Origin of the sequence: Leucobacter tardus, from assembly GCF_017583045.1 — a bacterium.
GTDB classification, from domain to species: Bacteria; Actinomycetota; Actinomycetes; order Actinomycetales; family Microbacteriaceae; genus Leucobacter; species Leucobacter tardus.
On the sequence record NZ_JAGFBF010000005.1, the window covers coordinates 96,355 to 111,916 of the forward strand.

Consider the following 15,562-nt stretch of genomic DNA (forward strand, 5'->3'; position numbering starts at 1 on the left):
GCCGGCATTCGTGCACAGGCAGACGTTACGCCGGTCGTCCGGCGCGTCGTGCACGCGGTACACGGATGCGCTGCGCGGGCGGGCATGCCCTCCATACCGTGAGGGCATGCCCGCCTACCACGCCCCTGAACGCCGCCTTCCCGGGATCGACGACCTGCCGACCGAACGGTCGCCATCAGCGTCCGGCGCGGCGAAGCTGCTCACTGCGCGTTCGAACGCACCAGACTCTGAGCCCCTCGAGTGGCGCCCGCGCCCCCCGCTGAGGTCCCGCATCGCCCGCGCAGTCAGCACCCCGGCCGTCGCAGCCGGGGTGCTGATGGTCGTCGCCGTGCTCGTCGCGATCGTCATCGTGTGGCTGCGTCCGCACGCACCCGGAGGCGGGGAAGCGGCTGTTTCGACATCGACGGCCGGTCAGGTCGCGCCGAGCGCATCGTCCCGCGCCGAGCCTGGTGGCAGTGCGGATGCTCAGGACCAGGCAGCGGACGTCGGCGTCGGCCCGACGCCCGGCAGCGCGTTCGTCCACGTCGTCGGCGAGGTCGCCGATCCCGGCGTGGTCGAGCTCCCGTCGGGTGCTCGGGTGCGCGACGCGCTCGACGCCGCCGGGGGTCCGACGAAGCGCGCCGTGCTGGCTGGTGTGAACCTCGCGCGGGTGGTCGTCGACGGGGAACAGATCACGGTGCCGGACACCGCGGAAGCCGAGATGTCGGCCGCTCCCGGTGGGGTTGACACTGCCGAGAGCGGGGGAAGCGGTGGGACGGGTGCGAACGGTGCGAGTCCGGGCGCGCTCGTGAACTTGAACACAGCGGATGCCGCCGCGCTCGAGACGCTGCCGAGGGTCGGGCCGGCACTCGCCCAGCGCATCATCGACTGGCGCGCAGCCAACGGAGCGTTCACGAGCGTCGATCAACTCCTGGAGGTATCCGGCATCGGGGAGAAGACGCTCGAGGGCTTCCGCGACCGGGTGACGGTGTAGTCGTGCGGGATCGCCGGGACGATACGGAGGAGGTCGGCCCGTCGACGCGCCCCCTCACGGGTCCGCCCGGTCAGTGGCGCCTGCTGCTCCCGGCGCTGCTCGGGTGGGCGGTCGCGGCGGTCGCCATCGGCAGCACCAGTGTCGCGTGGGGAGTGGCGTGCGCTGTGGTGCTCGTCTCGAGCGTCATCGGTGCGTGCGCTCTCGCGGAGCGCGGCGCATCTCAACGCGGGCGACCCGTGCCGCGCGCGGTGGCGCGGATCGGCGATCACGGTGCGCGGTACGCCGCGGTCGCGTGCGCCGTACTGGTGGTCCTCTCCGCCCGCATCGTGACGCTGGCGGATGCGCGAGACGACCCCGACCTCAGTGCCGCGGCCGAGCGTGTCGAGATCGTGCCGATGAACGTGACGCTGACGAGCTTTCCTGAGGGCAGTGCGTCGACGGAGAGCGACCGGTTCTGGGCGCGGGGCGAGGCGCGGACATCGAAGGGGTCGGTTCCCGTGCTGCTCTGGATGTCCGATCCGCCTGCGGCGCACTGGGCGCCGGGCACTCCCGTGGAGGTCTCGGGGAGACTGGAACGTCTGGAACCGGCGTCGACTGCGGGGTACGCGATCTCCGTCGTCACGATCACCGAGCGCACCGCTACCGCACTCTTCGATCGTCTGGAGGCCAGGGCCGGGGCGCGCGCAGCAGCGCTGCGGCAGGGACTGAGGGAGACTGCCGCGGGTATTCCGGGAGCAGAACTCGTACCGGGATTCGCCGTCGGGGACACCTCCGCGGTTCCGCAGGACACCGAGGAGCGGATGCTCGAGAGCTCGCTCACCCACCTCACGGCGGTGTCCGGGGCGAACTGTGCCCTGGTGACGATCGCCGTGATGGCGGTCGCGTCACGACTGGGAGCGGGGAGGCGGCTGCGCATCCTGCTCGCGGGCGCCGGACTCGCCGGATTCGTCGTCGTGGTGGGGCCTGACGCGAGCGTGCAGCGAGCGGCGGTCATGGCGGGAGTGGTGCTGGTCTCCGATTTCGGCGGCAAACGTCGAACGGCGCTGCCCGCACTCGCCTGCGCCATTCTGGCGCTGCTGTGCGCGGATCCCTGGCAGGCGCGTGCGCCGGGGTTCACGTTGTCCGTCTGCGCTACGGCGGGCATTCTGCTCGGTGTGCCGAGCGTCGAACGAGGACTGCGACGCGCGCGGATGCCGCGGGTGCTGGTCCTTCCGGTGGCGGTGGCGGCTGTGGCGCAGTTCGCATGCGGACCGATCCTATTGACCCTGCACGACGGGATTCCGGCGGTCGGTGTGCTCGCGAACGTCATTGCGGCTCCCGCCGCCCCGATCGGAACCGGGTTCGGGCTACTGGCACTGGTCCTGCTCCCGGTCTGGTCGTCTGGAGGTGCCGTCTGCGTGTGGGTCGCCAGTGGAGCGACCCGCTGGGTGGAGGCGACCGCGACGGTGACGTCGGAGCTGCCGCTGGCGCGGTGGCACTGGCCGGGCGGCACCGTCGGTGTCCTCCTGCTCGTCTGCTGCGAAGTCGCGATCGTGGCGGCCTGGGCGATCCGGAGCGAACGGTTGCCGGTGCCCGGCGCGCCGTCGCAGGCACGATCGCACCCGTGGCAGGAGGCGCCGCCGAGACCGCGTCGCGCGCGTCTGCTCATCGCGCTGCTGACGAGTGCCGCGTGCGGCACGGGTGCCGCCGTGATCGTGGTGACTCCGGTCGCGAACCGGATTGCGACGCCCTCGGGGTGGAGCGTCGTGGCGTGCGACGTGGGGCAGGGGGATGCGCTGCTGCTGCGAGACCCGGAGGAACCGCGCGAGGTCATGCTCGTGGACACCGGGGACGATGCCGAGCTGCTCGCCGCCTGCCTCAGCAGCTTCGGAGTCACCCGGATCGCGACCCTCGTGCTGACGCACGACGATCAGGACCACGTCGGTGCGCTCGAGGTGGTCGCGCCGATCGCGGAGGCCGCGATCATCGCCCCGCCCACGCGGGAGCAAGCCGAGACCGGGATACGGGAGGTGACCGCGGAGCTGCAGGCCGCCGCGGTCCCCTGGGTCATCGGTTCGACCGGTGTCGCCGGAGCCGCAGACGGGACGGGACCGGACTGGCGGGTGCTCGCACCGGGGGAGGGAGCCGTGCCCGAGGAGACGAACGATGCGAGCCTGGTGATGCGTGTCGACGCCGGAGGCGTCTCGGTCCTGATGCTCGGCGATACCGGTGAAGCCGAGCATCGCGCGCTCCTGCGCACCGGAGCCGAGCTGACCGCGGATGTGCTGAAGGTCGCGCATCACGGGTCGGGTGATCAGGACCCTGCACTGATCACCGCTGCGCGCGCGCAGGTGGGACTCATCTCCGTCGGTGCCGACAACTCGTACGGGCACCCGCATCCCGACGTGCTCCGCGCCCTCCAGGCTGCCGGTACCGCCGCAGTGCGCACCGATACCGCAGGCGCGATCGCCGTGAGTCGAACAGAGGAGCCCGGCGAACCATTCGACATCTGGGTCGAGCGCGCAACGTGAGTGTGATTCTCGAATGCCCTCGACCCACACCGGCCGTACGCAGGAGTATCCTGGTCTCTCGCATCCAGTGGCGGCATGCCCCACGACCGATCGTGAAGCCGCCAGCCAGATCATTCGTCCGAGAGAGGATCCGAGTGCCAGAACCCGCACCGGCCACCGGTCCGCTGCGCCGTTTCGTGAGACTCGGACCGCGACGCACCGACCACCTTCCGGCCTTCCGCATTTCGCTCGGGCTCGCGATCCCGCTCCTCATCCTGTTGTCGACGAATCATGTGAGCTGGGCGCTGTACGCGGGATTTGGAGCCTTCACCGGCATCTACTCCCGATACGAACCGACGCGCGACCGCTTCCGACGGCAGGGCCTCATGGCCATCGTGCTGACCGCGTGCGTTGCCATCGGCGCGACGCTCGCGTCCGCGGGGGAGCGGTGGGACCCATCCACGGCTCCCTGGGTGACGCTATGCATCACGTCGCTCGTCGCCGGTATCGCAGCTGCGCTCGTGACCGCTCGCGACATCAAGCCCGGGGGTGCCCTCTTCCCGCTGTTCGCCGTCGCCGCCGTCGCCGCCGCCCCGCCCGCGGCGCCGATCTGGATCGCAGTCCTCATCGCCGCGGCCGCCGCCGGCGGCAGTGTCCTCCTCGGACTCGCCGGCCACTGGCTCGGCGAAGGGCACCCGCCCGAGGGCTTCGAGCCCGTCCGACACCACTGGATGACCTCGCAGGTTCGCGCGCAGTTCGTGCGCACCGCGATCGCGGCGCTTCTCGCCGGAGCCGTGGGCCTGCTCTCGGGGCTGCCGTTCCCGTACTGGGCTCAGATCGCGGCGATCGCGCCGCTGTCCGTGCCCGGGCGCAGCGCGCAGGTCGAGCGGGGGCTCCATCGCGTGATCGGTACGGCGCTCGGCATCCTTGCGACCGGATTCCTCCTCTCGTTCCCGTCGGAGGCGTGGCAGTTGGTGATCTGGGTGATCCTCCTGCAGTTCATCGCCGAGCTGTTCGTGCTGCGCAATTACCCACTCGCGCTCATCTTCATCACCCCATTGGCGCTGCTCATGGTGCAGCTCGCCCACCCCACACCCGTCGGTGAGCTGTTGAGCGCGCGACTGCTCGAAACGGCGCTCGGCGCAGGAGTCGGCATCGGCGTGGTGAGTGTGAGCGCACTCTGGGACCGGCGGCGCAAGACCTCGACAGCGGGTTCATGAGCGCCCTATCGTAGAAACCTCGTACCCGTCTCACCGAACTGGAGCATCACATGAGTCTCAGTACCGCAGTTCTCCGCATCATTCCCGGAGCGTTCATTCTGAACTCCGGCATCGGCAAGCTCGGGTTGCCGCCCGAAGCCGCGGAATCATTGCAGGGCATGGCGGTCAAGGGCGTGCCGCCCCTGAAACAGCTGTCGCGCGAACAGTTCGGTAAGTTCCTGAGCTATGGCGAGATCGGCGTCGGCACTGCCCTGCTGCTGCTGTTCATCCCGAACAAGATCGCCGGACTCGTGCTCGCCGCGTTCTCGGGAAGCCTCGTCTCCATGTACCTGCGCACGCCCGGCATGACCGAGTCAGACGGCGTCCGGCCGACGCAGGACGGCACGGCGATCGCGAAGGATTCCTGGCTGCTCGCCATCGCGATCGCGCTGATCCTGTGGCGCAAGAGCAAGTAACTCTCGCGACCGATACGACGGAGCCCGCCCCGACCGAGATGGTCGGGGCGGGCTCCGTCGTCTTCGCGAGGGTCAGGCTTCGGCGAGGACCGGGTAGACCCCGTTCTCGTCGTGCACCTCGCGCCCGGTGACCGGAGGGTTGAAGACACACGCCATGCGCAGCTCGGTGTCCGCCTGCACCGTGTGCTTCTCGTTGCCGTCGAGCAGGTACATCGTGCCGTCGCTAAGCGGGAAGGTCTCGCCCGTCTCCTCGTTCGTCAGTGTGCCGGTGCCCTGCACGCAGTACACCGCCTCGACGTGGTTCTGATAGTGGAACGTCGATGTGGTGCCGGCGTAGATGACGGTGTCGTGGAAGGAGAAGCCGACTCCCTCCTTCGCGAGCACCATGCGCCGACTGCGCCAGGTCTCCGAGGTCACATCGCGGTCGGTATCGTTCAGGTCGTTCAACTGGACTACGCGCATCAGGGTTTCCTTTCTGAAAGTGCGGTCGATGGTGCAGGGTGTGAGCGGTGGTGCTGTGCTCGAACCGCGTCTCAGGCGTCGACGAGTGAGTGCTCGCCCGCCTGGTCGTCCGTCGCCGAGCTCGTGACCTCGCGCACGGCTGCGGCGAGGATGTCGCATCCGGCGTCGAGATCCTGCGTGCTGATGGTGAGCGGAGGCATGATCTTCAACACCTCATCCTCGGAGCCCGACGTTTCGACGAGCAGACCGTTCCTGAAGCTCTCGGCGGCGACCGCCTGGGCGAGGTTCGGGTCCGCGAACTTCACGCCCGCGAGCAGGCCGCGTCCGCGCTGCGAGGCGCCGTCCACCATTCCGATGATCTCGTCGAGTCGGCGCTGCAGGTGGGCGATGGTACCGCCCATGAAGTTCTGGAACGTCGGATCGGCCCAGTAGGCCTTCAGCGCCGCCGTACCGGTGACGAACGCCGGGTTGTTCCCGCGGAACGTGCCGTTGTGCTCGCCCGGCTCCCAGAGATCGAGCTCGGGCCGGAAGAGTGTGAGCGCGAGGGGGAGGCCCGATCCTGAGATGGACTTCGACAGGCACACGATGTCGGGGGTGATCCCGGCCTCTTCGAAGCTGAAGAAGGATCCGGTCCGCCCGCATCCGGCCTGCACGTCGTCGACGATGAGCAGAATCTCGTGGCGACGGCAGAGCGATTCGAGCGTCCGGAGCCACTCGGCGCTCGCGGCGCGGAGTCCGCCCTCGCCCTGCACGGTCTCGACGATGATCGCTGCCGGCTTGTCGACGCCCGAACCGGAGTCCTCGAGCACGTTCTCGAGCCACTCGAAATCCGACTGGCCGCTCGCCAGGTACCCGTCGTACGGCAGTCGCGACGTGTGCGTCAGCGGGATCCCCGCTCCGCGGCGCTTCATGGCGTTGCCGGTGACCGAGAGCGATCCGAGGGTCATGCCGTGGAACGCGTTGGTGAACGACAGGATGTGCTGGCGCCCCGTCGCTTTTCGGGCGAGCTTGAGTGCGGCCTCGACGGTGTTGGTGCCGGTCGGGCCGGGGAACATCACCTTGTAGTCGAGACTGCGCGGCTTCAGGATCAATTCCGAGAACGTTTCGAGGAACTCCCGCTTCGCGGGCGTCTGCATATCGAGCGAGTGCAGCACCGCACCCGACTGCAGGTACGCGATCAGCGGTTCAATGACGGCGGGGTCGTTGTGACCGTAGTTCAGGGCTCCGGCACCGGAGAAGAAGTCGATGTACTCGGTGCCGTCTTCCGCCCACTGCTTCGCGCCCGACGCGCGGACGAACGTGGCGGGCCAGGAGCGGGAGTAACTGCGAACTGCAGACTCGACTTCGGTAAACACATCAGACATAGGTCTATCCTTCCTGACGATCGACGATCGTCGCGGGGAACACAGCGGGGCTCGGCGGATCCGGCGGGAACCGCGCGGCGCCGGTCACGCGATGCCGCGTGGACGCAGCGGCGCGCGACGGGCGCGAAAGGCTCAGCGGAGCGGGGCGATCTCGTAGAGGTACTCGGTATCGTGCGAGTCGGGGTAGAGGTCGCCGGTGAACAATGGCGACCGGTTGCACTGCGCATCGCGGTCGGCGGCGAAAGCGGCGAAGAGTCGCTGCGATGCCTCGTTGTCCTGGGTGATGGTGGTTTCGAGGCGCTTCGCGTTCGTCCAGTCTGCGAGGCGGTTCAGCATGCGGCTGGCGAGACCGTGGCCGCGGTGCTCCGCGGACACGGCGACCTGCCAGATCATGAGCGTGTCCGGCGACTCCGGGCGGGTGTATCCCGTGATGAAGCCGGCGGGGTCTCCGTCGATCGTCGCGATGGCGGAGGTCTCGGCGAAGTCGCGGCACCAGAGCAAGTACGAGTAGCTGGAGTTCAGGTCGAGGACCTGGGAATCGCGCGCGAGCTCCCAGAGGTGCTGTCCGTCGTCGAGGGTGGGGACTCTGATGTCGAGTTCGGGGGTAAGTGTGGAGGTGAGCGGAGGATCAGTGATCTGTACCGTTTCCATGGTGATCCAACATAGCGAGACCAGCGGAGGAGTCAAGCGCGAGAAGCGCGGAATCGCGCCGATGTTGCTCGGGAAGCGGTCATCGGGCGTCGATGAGCGCTAATGCTCATAAGGGGATACTCGGGATCGAGCACCCGCTGCGGGATAGACCCAGGTCGTTATCGCTTCGTTACATTCACGGGTGGGCGTCCGTGGGTCCGAGTAGGCTGGACGAGTGGCGCGCGTACAGACGAAATCAGGTGGCGGAAGCCGATCGAAAGTGCAGATTCCGCAGGTCCCGTGGGACCAGGTGCGGGCGGCCCCGGTGGTGCTCGTCAGTGGGCCCGAATCGTTCCTGGCAGACCGTGCGATCCAGGCTGTGCGCAGCGAGATGCGCGAGATGTCGTCCGAGCTCGAAGTCCATGACGTCGACGCGGCGGCCTACACTTCCGGGGAACTCATGACCATCGCGAGTCCCTCGCTCTTCGCCGAGCCGCGGCTGATCCGCGTCTCGGGAGTCGAGAAGGCGTCCGACGCCTTCCTCGAGGACGCGAAGCGCTACGTGGCGGAGACGGCAGAGGACACGACGCTCGTGCTGCGCCACGCGAGCGGTCAGCGGGGGAAGGCACTGCTCGATCTCGTGCGATCCGGCACGGGCAACGGGATCGAGGTCGTGTGCGCCGAGGTGAAGAAGGACGCTGACCGTCTGGCCTTCGTTCAAGCGGAGTTCCGCCGTCTCGGGGCGCAGGCGACGCCCGGAGCGATGCGCATGCTGCTCGCCGCGTACTCCGGCGGACTCGGGGAACTCGCCGGTGCGTGCGCGCAACTCGTCACGAACACCGGCTCGCGCATCACGGAAGACGAGGTCGAACGGGCCACCGAGGGTCGGGTCGAGACGAACGGCTTCAAAGTCGCCGATGCGGCGACGGCGGGCAAGGCCGCGGATGCGCTGGTGCTGCTGCGTCAGGCGCTGTCGACGGGCGTGGATCCGATCCCGATCCTGGTCGCGATCAACATGAAGGTGCGGGCGATGGCCCGCGTGTACGGGGCGCGCGGTGCCTCGGGGCAACTCGCGAAGGAGCTGGGCATGGCGCCATGGCAGGTCGAACGCGCCCAGCGCGAGTTGCGCGGCTGGACCGAAGAGGATCTCGCGCGCTGCGTCGATGCCGGCGCCGAGACGGAGTGGCTGCTCAAGGGCGGCAGCCGCGACCCCGAATACGCGCTCGAACGGTATCTGCTGCGGGTGGCAAGGCGCGGCAGAGACCGCTGAGTGTCCGTCCGTGCAGCGCGGCGGTCGCGACCGCGTGACACGCGACAGGCCCCCGCCGAAGCGAGGGCCTGTCGCGTGAACGCAGGTGCCTGTTAGAGCGCTGCGAACTGCGAAGCGAGCTTCGACTTGCGGTTCGCGGCCTGGTTCTGGTGGATGACACCCTTCGACACGGCCTTGTCGAGCTTGCGGGTCGCGAGCTGCACCTTCGCCTGCGCGTCGGCCTTGTCGCCCGAGGCAATGGCGGAGCGTGCGGCGCGCACAGCGGTGCGGAGCTCGCTCTTGTAGGCCCGGTTGCGCTCCGTTGCCTTCTGGTTGGTCTTGATGCGCTTGATCTGCGACTTGATGTTTGCCACGTTGGGTTGTGTCCTTCAGTCTGGATGAATCGGATGGTCCGTGAAGTGAGAGAGGGCACCGCACGGGATGTGTGGTGTGATCCACACGCAAGCCAAGAATCAATGTTACACGATGAGGGGGGATTCGCGTGAGTCACGACGTGAACGAGGCAGTGTTCGTGGTCGACATGCAGGCGGGGTTCTTCGAGGACGAACCGCTGTCGTCCCGTCGGGAGGAGCTGGTCGGCACCGTGAACCGACTGACCGCTGCAGCGAGACGGGTCGGGCTTCCCGTCTTCGTCATCACCACGGTGCACAGTCGCGACCGATCGACGTGGACGCTGAACATGCTCGACGACGACCAGGGGTACCTGTTCGCGGGCGACCCGACGACCGAACTCGTCGAGGGGCTCGATACTCAGGATGCGACCCGGGTCGAGAAGACGCGGGACAGCGCGTGGTTCGGCACGGATCTGCATCTGCGTCTCAAGAACCTCGCAGTCGACCGGGTCGTGCTGGTGGGGGTGTCGACGCATCTCTGCATCGTTCAAACCGCCCGTGACGGGTACGCCATGAACACCAGGATGTCGGTCGTCACCGATGCCGTGGCGACGGAGCGGCCCGACTACGAGGAGACCGTCCTGCAGCAACTCGTCGACGATCGGCAGGCCACGCTTGAGACCGTGGACGAGGTGATCGCGCGGTGGTCGAGCGCGGACGCCGTGACTTAATGGGGCGGGTCGACCGTCTGCCATCCCGAGGTGACCTCGACCCAGTCCTCGGCGCCGGCCAACTCCATCAACGCGTCGACCCGCACCTCGACGGCCGACGTCGCCGATCCCCCGGCGGGGAAGACCGAGACGAACCGTTGCAGTGACGCGTCTAGGAACACGCGGGCCGAGTCGGGGTTCGCGAACGGGCACACACCGCCGACCGGGTGACCGGTCATCGGTTCCACCTGGTCGTGGGGGAGCATGCGGGGCTTGCCGCCGAACGTCCGTTTGAAGCGGCCGCCGTGAATGCGCGCGTCACCGGCGATCACCACGAGGATCGCGCGATCCGGATCACCTGGGTCGGTCAGGGCGATCGTCTTCGCGATCCGCTCGGGAGACGTGCCGACCTGCTCGGCCGCGAGTGCGACCGTGGCACTCGACTCTGCGAATTCGCGCACCTCTCCGTCGAATCCGGTCGCGGCAAGCGCCGCCTGCACCTGCGGAACACCCATAGCTCCTCCTCGCATCTGTCGAGCGGTTTCGCCGGGAGTCTACGGGACGGCCGAAGACCCGGGCGTTTCCGCGGGTGCGTGCCGTAACGTGTGACGTATGGAATTCATCGGCGCGAGCCCTACGGTCGACCTCACCTACTCGGACGTCTTCCTCGTTCCCCGACGCTCGGCGGTCGGCAGTCGGCTCTCCGTCGATCTCGCACCGAATGATGGGACCCCGGCGACGCTGCCGCTCGTCGCGGCCAACATGAACTCGGTGACCGGTCCGCGTCTCGCGGCGGTCCTCGCTCGACGCGGCGGCCTCGCGGTACTGCCGCAGGACCTCGCCATCGACGACCTCGTTGCGGCGGTCCGTCGGGTCAAGTCCCAGCCGGTCGACTGCGACGCCCCGCACGTGATGCGGGCGTCTGCGACCGCGGCCGACGCGCTGCGCACCGTTCCCGTCGCCGAGGGGCACGGGGTCGTCGTGGTGGATTCCGACGATGCGGTGACCGCGACGAGCGGGATCCCGATGGATCGCGTGCTCGGCGTCGTGCCGTCCACGCGACTCGCGGCGGTGCCCGGCGATGCCGTCCTGGCGAACCTCGCCCAGTCGGAAGTCCCGACCATCGAAGCGGGCGAGCTCGGTTCCGGACGCGAGACGTTCGACCGTGTGAGCGCTCTGACCCGCGGCGACGCCGATCAGCTCGTGTGCGTGCTATCGAACGGTCACCTCATCGGCACGCTGACCGAACGCAGCGCCCTCAGGGGCTCGCTCTACCGCCCGGCCGTCAGCAGCGATGGCCGCCTCGCGACCGCAGCCGCCGTCGGCATCAACGGCGATGTCGCCGCGAAAGCGCGTGAGCTCGCCGGGGCGGGGGCGGACGCCCTCGTCATCGACACGGCGCACGGTCACCAGGAAGGCATGATCCGCGCCATCGAGACCGTCGCCGCACTCGATCTCGAGGTGCCGATCGTCGCGGGCAACATCGTGACCGCCGACGGCGTCGATGACCTCGTCGGCGCGGGTGCCACCATCCTGAAGGTCGGCGTGGGGCCGGGCGCGATGTGCACCACCCGCATGATGACGGCCGTCGGGCGCCCGCAGTTCTCCGCCGTGCTGGAGACCGCGCAGGCCGCCCGCGAGCGCGGGGCCCACGTCTGGGCCGACGGGGGCGTCCGGTACCCACGCGACGTCGCGCTCGCGCTCGCCGCAGGGGCCTCGTCGGTGATGATCGGGTCCTGGTTCGCGGGAACCGCCGAGTCGCCCGGTGAACTGCGGACCGACGCAGACGGACGCGTGTACAAGGACTCGTGGGGCATGGCGTCGACGAAAGCCGTGCAGGCGCGCTTCGGCGAGCTGGATGCGTACGAGCGAGCGCGGAAAGAGCTGTTCGCCGAGGGCATCTCTGCCTCGAAGATCTCCGTCGACCCGCTGCGTCCCGGCGTGGAGGACCTGCTCGACATGATCACCTCGGGCGTCCGGTCGTCGTTCACCTACGCCGGAGCCGGCCGGCTCGAAGACTTCCACGTGCGCGCGCACGTGGGCCTCCAATCCGCCGCCGGCTACGAAGAGGGCAAGGCGCTGCCCGTCTCCTGGTAGACCGGGTCGTCCCTTCGCCCCGCGGGGCGGCGTCTCGCGACCCCCGATGCTGAGAGAATAGAGAAACGTGCGCCGACGAGACCCGAACCGTGTCGCGCGGCAGGCAGCTGAGAAGGAGCGAACGTGAAGTATCTCTCGACCCGCGGCGGGATGGATCCCGCCGGCTACGGTGAGATCCTGCTGGAGGGTCTCGCACCCGATGGAGGCCTGGTGGTACCCGAGGAGCTGCCGCGCGTGGACGCCGAAACGCGCGAGTCCTGGCGAGGGCTCGACTACCCGTCTCTCGCGACCGAGGTGCTGAGCCTGTTCGCCACGGACATCCCGAGAGACGATCTCGCACGCATGTGTCGCGACGCGTACGCCGTCTCGCCCGACAACTTCGTCGAACCGGCCGTCGTGCCGCTGGTGCCGCTCTCGGAGGTCGATGCGCGCCTGTCGCTCGTCGGTCTCTCGGAGGGGCCGACGCTCGCATTCAAAGACATGGCGATGCAGTTCCTCGGCCAGTCGCTCGAGTACGTGCTCGCGCGCAGCGGACGCACCATCAACATCCTGGGTGCCACCTCGGGCGATACCGGATCCGCTGCCGAGTACGCGCTGCGCGGCAAGCAGGGGATCGGCGTGTTCATGCTGTCGCCTCAGGGGCGGATGAGCGACTTCCAGCGCGCTCAGATGTACTCGTTGACCGACGAGAACATCCACAACATCGCGGTCGCCGGGGTCTTCGACGACTGTCAGCACCTCATCAAGCAGCTGTCCGCCGACCTCGAGTTCAAACGGCATCATCGCCTCGGCACGGTGAACTCGATCAATCTGGGGCGCATCAGTGCGCAGGTCGTCTACTACTTCTGGGCGTGGCTGCGGCAGACCGATGCGCTCGACGCCGACGAGCGGTCGACCGCGCGGGTGTCGTTCACCGTGCCGTCGGGCAACTTCGGCAACATCCTGTCGGGGCACTACGCCAAGCAGATGGGTCTGCCCGTCCATCGGCTCGTGCTCGCGGCGAACGAGAACAATGTGCTCGACGAGTTCTTCCGCACGGGCGTCTACGCACCGCGCGCCAGTGCTGAGACGTACCTGACGTCGAGCCCCTCGATGGACATCTCGAAGGCGTCGAACCTCGAGCGCTTCATCTTCGATGTGCTCGGCCGCGATCCCGAACGACTCGCGGCCGCCTGGCGCGAACTCGACGAGACCGGCACGATCGACCTCGCGCACGAGCAGCCCCGCTTCTCCGAGGAGTTCGGCATCGTCAGCGGGTCGAGCACGCACTCGGATCGCGTGGAGACGATTCGTGAGGTGCACCGTGCCACCGGACGCGTGATCGATCCGCACACCGCGGACGGCGTCAAGGTCGCCCGTCAGCACCTCGACGCCGAGGTGCCGATGCTGGTGCTGGAGACCGCGAAGCCCGCGAAGTTCCCCGAGATCGTCATCGAGGCGATCGGTGCCGCCGATGCACTGCCCGACCACTGGGCCGGCATGCTCGACCTGCCGCAGCGGGTGACCGCGATGCCGAATGACGAGGCTCAACTGCGCGCCTACGTCGAGGCGCGCGCCGTCTGATGGCGGCGGCATCTGTCGTATAAGCTCCTATCCACATCGCAGTACAGTCGCAACACCGCAGATACGGGGGAATGAAGTGTTCGGACGGCAATTGCGCAAACGCAACACGGAGACGCTGGCCGCGGCGCTCGGAGACGGTGCTCAGCCGGTCGCCCGCGAGAATCGTCCGTCGGCGTTCCGGTTGTGGAGCGACGGACTCGGGTACCTCGGCACGCGTTCGCTGCAGATCATCATCGTCCTCACCCTCACCGCTGCGCTCATCTGGGGCATGCGGCAGGTGTCACTGGTCGTGATCCCGGTGCTGCTCGCGCTCATCTTCGCGAGCACGTTCTCACCGGTCATGCGGTTCTTGCGCCGCAAGAACGTGCCCGATGTGCTGGCTACGGTCATCGTGCTGCTCGGGATCGTGCTGCTTCTCACGGGAGTCGGCTGGTTGATCGTCTGGGCGGTGAAGGATCAGTGGGATGAGCTCGCCTCGCAGGCGCAGGACGGATTCACGCAGCTCGTGAACACGATCCCGCAGCTGCCGTTCGCCCCGGATCAGGATCAGCTGCTCGAGTACCGCGACCAGTTCGTGGGCTGGGCGACCGACTTCCTGACGAGCTCGCAGTTCGGCAGCGGTGCGATCGCCGGCGTGAGCGCCGTCGGCAGCTTCGTCACCGGTCTGGTGCTCATGATCGTGGTGCTGTTCTTCTTCCTGAAGGACGGCCCGAAGATCTGGCGCTTCCTGCTGCGTCCGTTCGAGGGCGAGTACCGCGAGCGCGCGGAGCGCGTGGGCGGCAAGGTCGTGCAGACGCTCGGATCCTACGTGCGCGGAACCGCCTCAGTGGCGGCGGTCGATGCGATCGGCATTTTCATCGGCCTGCTCATCTTGGGCGTCCCCCTCGCGGTGCCGCTGGCGGTCCTGGTGTTCCTGCTCGCCTTCATCCCGATCGTGGGCGCCACGCTCGCGGGTACGCTGGCCGCACTCGTGGCACTCGTCTCCGACGGGTTCGTGACCGCGATCATCGTCGTCGGCATTGTCGTGCTGGTGAATCAGCTCGAGGGCAACTTCTTGCAGCCGGTGCTGATGGGGCGCGCGCTCAAGCTGCACTCCCTGGTCATCCTGCTCGCGTTGACGGTGGGAACGGTGCTCAGCGGCGTGCTGGGCGCCGTGCTCGCGGTGCCGATCGCCGCCGTCGCCTGGGGCATCGTCAAGGTCTGGGACGGTCCGGACACGGCGGCGAAGTGGGCGCGACCGTCAGCGTCCGAGCTCAGACAGTGACGCACCGGCCTCGGTGATGGCCGAGACGGTGGGGAGCTCGATGAGCTCCCCACCGTTCTGCGTGAGGCACTCGCGCACGCGCGCGGTGAACAGCTGCAGCCCCGCCGATGAGAGCATGCCAGCGTGGGTGAGGTAGATGCGCGCGGCACGAGCGTTCAGGACGAAGTCCATGACCTGTGCGATGTTCGACCACGGTGATCCGATCGGAACGCCGAGCACGTCGGCGCGGAACGGCGGGCGGACGAGCGAGTCCCCGCCGTAGGCGAAGGTGCCGTTCACGTGCACGCCGACGTTGTCGACGACCGGAATGCTGGAGTGCAGTACCTCGTGCCTGCCCCCGTAGAACTCGAGCGCGAACGGGCCCACGTCGATCGCGTCCCCCTCGGCGACGATCCTCACGTCGGTGACCCCCGCGGCGTTGAGTGCGGATGCCGTGGCCGCGGTCGTCATGATCGGGCACTGCGGGGCAACGCCCCGGATCGCGGTCACGTGCTCGGGCGTCCAGTGATCCGCGTGCTCGTGCGTGATGACGATTCCGGCGACCGGGGGAGCGATCCGCATCGCCGCATCGAGCTCCTCCGCAGTGGTGAAGCTGCCCGGATCGATGACGAGTGCGTGGTCCGTCTCAGTGAGAACCACTCCGGCGTGGGCGAGTCTGAATGCGTGCATGGCCCGATCCTACGCCCGCACGCGTAAGCTGGCGGCAGTGCCGAGTCGATGCGGCGGGGCGTAC

Annotated in this window: 15 protein-coding genes; 9 read left to right on the forward strand and 6 right to left on the reverse strand. The window is 68.3% G+C overall.

Annotated features, from left to right (window positions below):
- Window positions 1-106: 106 nt before the first annotated feature.
- The 4 genes from J4H85_RS07530 to J4H85_RS07545 all read left to right on the forward strand — a co-directional run bounded on the left by J4H85_RS07530 (window position 107) and on the right by J4H85_RS07545 (window position 5,137).
- Complete coding sequence (locus tag J4H85_RS07530) at window positions 107-973, forward strand: ComEA family DNA-binding protein (RefSeq protein ID WP_243893582.1); 867 nt, start codon at window positions 107-109, stop codon at window positions 971-973.
- Window positions 974-975: 2 nt separating this feature from the next.
- Complete coding sequence (locus tag J4H85_RS07535) at window positions 976-3,483, forward strand: ComEC/Rec2 family competence protein (protein WP_307863506.1); 2,508 nt, start codon at window positions 976-978, stop codon at window positions 3,481-3,483.
- A 134-nt stretch (window positions 3,484-3,617) separates the two neighbouring features.
- The gene (locus tag J4H85_RS07540; protein ID WP_208238402.1) at window positions 3,618-4,682 is read left to right on the forward strand and encodes an FUSC family protein; all 1,065 of its coding nucleotides are present in this window, start codon (window positions 3,618-3,620) and stop codon (window positions 4,680-4,682) included.
- Between the two features lie 50 nt (window positions 4,683-4,732).
- Window positions 4,733-5,137 carry a hypothetical protein gene (locus J4H85_RS07545; protein WP_208238404.1) on the forward strand — a complete coding sequence of 135 codons (405 nt, stop codon included), beginning with the start codon at window positions 4,733-4,735 and terminating at the stop codon, window positions 5,135-5,137.
- 72 nt (window positions 5,138-5,209) lie between these two features.
- Here J4H85_RS07545 and J4H85_RS07550 read toward each other — a convergent pair whose 3' ends face one another.
- The 3 genes from J4H85_RS07550 to ectA form a co-directional block, all read right to left on the reverse strand.
- Complete coding sequence (locus J4H85_RS07550) at window positions 5,210-5,599, reverse strand: ectoine synthase (protein WP_208238406.1); 390 nt, start codon at window positions 5,597-5,599, stop codon at window positions 5,210-5,212.
- Window positions 5,600-5,670: 71 nt separating this feature from the next.
- On the reverse strand, window positions 5,671-6,963 hold the full coding sequence (gene ectB / locus J4H85_RS07555) for a diaminobutyrate--2-oxoglutarate transaminase (RefSeq protein WP_208238408.1): 1,293 nt from the start codon (window positions 6,961-6,963) through the stop codon (window positions 5,671-5,673).
- Window positions 6,964-7,095: 132 nt separating this feature from the next.
- Window positions 7,096-7,614, reverse strand: coding sequence for a diaminobutyrate acetyltransferase (gene ectA, locus J4H85_RS07560; protein WP_208238410.1), 519 nt, complete (start codon window positions 7,612-7,614; stop codon window positions 7,096-7,098).
- Window positions 7,615-7,873: 259 nt separating this feature from the next.
- Here ectA and holA point away from each other — a divergent pair, with 259 nt between their 5' ends.
- Complete coding sequence (gene holA / locus J4H85_RS07565; protein ID WP_307863507.1) at window positions 7,874-8,863, forward strand: DNA polymerase III subunit delta; 990 nt, start codon at window positions 7,874-7,876, stop codon at window positions 8,861-8,863.
- Window positions 8,864-8,955: 92 nt separating this feature from the next.
- Here holA and rpsT read toward each other — a convergent pair whose 3' ends face one another.
- A complete protein-coding gene (rpsT, locus tag J4H85_RS07570; RefSeq protein WP_208238415.1) occupies window positions 8,956-9,216 on the reverse strand; it encodes a 30S ribosomal protein S20 in 261 nt (86 codons plus the stop codon).
- Between the two features lie 128 nt (window positions 9,217-9,344).
- Here rpsT and J4H85_RS07575 point away from each other — a divergent pair, with 128 nt between their 5' ends.
- Window positions 9,345-9,926, forward strand: coding sequence for a cysteine hydrolase family protein (locus J4H85_RS07575; protein WP_307863508.1), 582 nt, complete (start codon window positions 9,345-9,347; stop codon window positions 9,924-9,926).
- Here J4H85_RS07575 and J4H85_RS07580 read toward each other — a convergent pair.
- On the reverse strand, window positions 9,923-10,420 hold the full coding sequence (locus J4H85_RS07580; protein ID WP_208238417.1) for a YbaK/EbsC family protein: 498 nt from the start codon (window positions 10,418-10,420) through the stop codon (window positions 9,923-9,925). The genes J4H85_RS07575 and J4H85_RS07580 overlap by 4 nt on opposite strands.
- Window positions 10,421-10,517: 97 nt before the next feature.
- On the opposite strand from J4H85_RS07580, the gene guaB1 reads away from it, so the two are divergent.
- The 3 genes from guaB1 (at window position 10,518) to J4H85_RS07595 (ending at window position 14,829) form a co-directional block, all read left to right on the forward strand.
- The gene (gene guaB1 / locus J4H85_RS07585) at window positions 10,518-12,002 is read left to right on the forward strand and encodes a GMP reductase (protein ID WP_208238419.1); all 1,485 of its coding nucleotides are present in this window, start codon (window positions 10,518-10,520) and stop codon (window positions 12,000-12,002) included.
- A 123-nt stretch (window positions 12,003-12,125) separates the two neighbouring features.
- Window positions 12,126-13,565 (forward strand): threonine synthase, encoded by a 1,440-nt coding sequence (gene thrC, locus J4H85_RS07590; protein WP_208238421.1) that lies wholly within the window; start codon window positions 12,126-12,128, stop codon window positions 13,563-13,565.
- A 91-nt stretch (window positions 13,566-13,656) separates the two neighbouring features.
- Window positions 13,657-14,829: an AI-2E family transporter gene (locus J4H85_RS07595; RefSeq protein WP_372440193.1), complete on the forward strand. Its 1,173-nt coding sequence runs from the start codon at window positions 13,657-13,659 to the stop codon at window positions 14,827-14,829.
- Here the strand turns inward: J4H85_RS07595 and J4H85_RS07600 are convergent.
- Window positions 14,806-15,498, reverse strand: a complete 693-nt coding sequence (locus J4H85_RS07600; RefSeq protein WP_208238426.1) for an MBL fold metallo-hydrolase — start codon at window positions 15,496-15,498, stop codon at window positions 14,806-14,808. The two genes, J4H85_RS07595 and J4H85_RS07600, sit on opposite strands and share 24 nt — an antisense overlap.
- Between the last annotated feature and the right edge of the window lie 64 nt (window positions 15,499-15,562).

What these genes read in the sequence shown, in the direction of transcription:
- guaB1 (WP_208238419.1), top strand. Translation starts at nt 10,518, where the DNA reads ATGGAATTCATCGGCGCGAGCCCTACGGTCGACCTCACCTACTCGGAC.
- J4H85_RS07580 (WP_208238417.1), bottom strand. Translation starts at nt 10,420, where the DNA reads ATGGGTGTTCCGCAGGTGCAGGCGGCGCTTGCCGCGACCGGATTCGAC.
- ectB (WP_208238408.1), bottom strand. Translation starts at nt 6,963, where the DNA reads ATGTCTGATGTGTTTACCGAAGTCGAGTCTGCAGTTCGCAGTTACTCC.
- J4H85_RS07545 (WP_208238404.1), top strand. Translation starts at nt 4,733, where the DNA reads ATGAGTCTCAGTACCGCAGTTCTCCGCATCATTCCCGGAGCGTTCATT.
- ectA (WP_208238410.1), bottom strand. Translation starts at nt 7,614, where the DNA reads ATGGAAACGGTACAGATCACTGATCCTCCGCTCACCTCCACACTTACC.
- J4H85_RS07550 (WP_208238406.1), bottom strand. Translation starts at nt 5,599, where the DNA reads ATGCGCGTAGTCCAGTTGAACGACCTGAACGATACCGACCGCGATGTG.
- J4H85_RS07600 (WP_208238426.1), bottom strand. Translation starts at nt 15,498, where the DNA reads ATGCACGCATTCAGACTCGCCCACGCCGGAGTGGTTCTCACTGAGACG.
- J4H85_RS07530 (WP_243893582.1), top strand. Translation starts at nt 107, where the DNA reads ATGCCCGCCTACCACGCCCCTGAACGCCGCCTTCCCGGGATCGACGAC.